Below are 1,569 nucleotides of genomic sequence, written 5' to 3'. Positions count from 1 at the left end.
TCTGCGTGGGAATGCAGCCCGGGACGCTCTGCGTCCCAAGATCGGACGCGGAGCGTCCATTGAGGCATTCCCACGCGGAGCGTGGGAACGATCACCGCAGTCGCCGCGACGTGGGAACGATCAACGGTTAAAGGTTTTGCAGCGTTTCGAGCAGGACTCTGACCTTGGTGATCGACTCCTGATACTCCGCCTCCCAATCCGAGTCGGCCACAATCCCGCCGCCGCCCCAGCAGCACACCTGCCCATCCTTCACCAGCAAACTGCGAATGGCGATGGAGCTGTCCATCTCGCCGCGCACGTCCAGATACATCAAAGAACCGCAATACAACCCACGTCGGGTCGGCTCCAGTTCATCAATGATCTGCATCGCACGAATCTTCGGCGCACCGGTGATCGAGCCGCCGGGGAAGCTGCCAGCGATCAGGTCAAGAGCGTCGCGATCATCCGCCAGTTCGCCCGTCACGCTGCTGACCAGGTGATGCACGTTCGGATAGCTTTCCAGGCTGAACAACTCCGGCACCCGCACCGAGCCGATGCGGCAGGTGCGGCCCAGGTCGTTGCGCAGCAGGTCGACGATCATCAGGTTTTCCGCGCGATCCTTGGGGCTGGCCAGCAGTTCGGCGGCGTTCGCCGCGTCTTCGGCCGGGGTCGCGCCACGGGGGCGGGTGCCCTTGATCGGGCGGGTTTCCACCTGGCGCTGGCTGACTTTGACGAAGCGCTCGGGTGACAGGCTCAGTACTGCATTGCCGTCGGGCAGGCTCTGGAAACCGGAAAACGGCGTCGGGCAAGCCTCACGCAATTTGCAGTAGGCCAGCCATGGATCGCCCTGGCACGGCGCGCGGAAACGCTGGGCGAAGTTGACTTGATAGCAGTCGCCGGCCTGGATGTAATGCTGGATGCGTTCGAAGGCCTGACGGTATTCATCGGCGGAGAGATCAGCCGCCATCGGGCTGCTCAGCTTGAACGGGGTCAGTTCGGCGCCCACTGGTTGGCTGAATACATCGATCAACCGCTGTTTCTCGCTGACGCTGACCGACGGGTGAAATACCAACTGGCTGGTTGCCGTTTGGTGGTCACTGATCAACGCCCAGTCGTACAGACCAAAACGCGCATCGGGCAATTGCAGATCATCCCGGGCCTGACTTGGCAGGTTTTCCAAATGCCGGCCGAAGTCGTAGCTCAGGTAGCCGATCAGGCCGCCGGCGAAGGGCAATTCGTACCCGTCGGGCAATTGCGCGTTACTCAAGCGGGTCAGATTGTCCCGCAGACGTTGCAGGAAATCGTCGCCGCGCTCGTCCGGCAACACCGCCAGTTGTTCCAGCGGCCAGGCGCTGAGCAGGTCATAACGGCCACGGTCGGCACTCGGCCGGCCACTGTCGAGCAGCACGGCGCCGGGCGCATGGCGGACGGCCGCGAAATAGTCGGCGGGGTTGGCGCGGTAGGGCAGCGGGTGTACGGAACAGGTCAACATGGGCGGGGCAGATCGGCCATCGAGGCGGGGTGGGGATTGTAGTCCTCTCCGATGCCAGATCAAAGTCAAAAGCCTACCCCCTCACTGTAGAGACCGGT

The 1,569-nt window shown here is 63.0% G+C and carries 1 protein-coding gene; it reads right to left on the bottom strand.

Translation table 11 applies throughout. The annotated features are described in order from the left end of the window. Positions 1–127: 127 nt before the first annotated feature. On the bottom strand, positions 128–1,471 hold the full coding sequence (pabB, locus tag PMI24_RS28535) for an aminodeoxychorismate synthase component I (protein WP_007960441.1): 1,344 nt from the start codon (positions 1,469–1,471) through the stop codon (positions 128–130). Positions 1,472–1,569: the final 98 nt, after the last annotated feature.

The organism is Pseudomonas sp. GM25, assembly GCF_000282255.1.
GTDB lineage: Bacteria > Pseudomonadota > Gammaproteobacteria > Pseudomonadales > Pseudomonadaceae > Aquipseudomonas > Aquipseudomonas aphyarum.
Note: the sequence above shows the minus strand (reverse complement) of the source record. Positions and strands in the feature narration are given on the sequence as shown.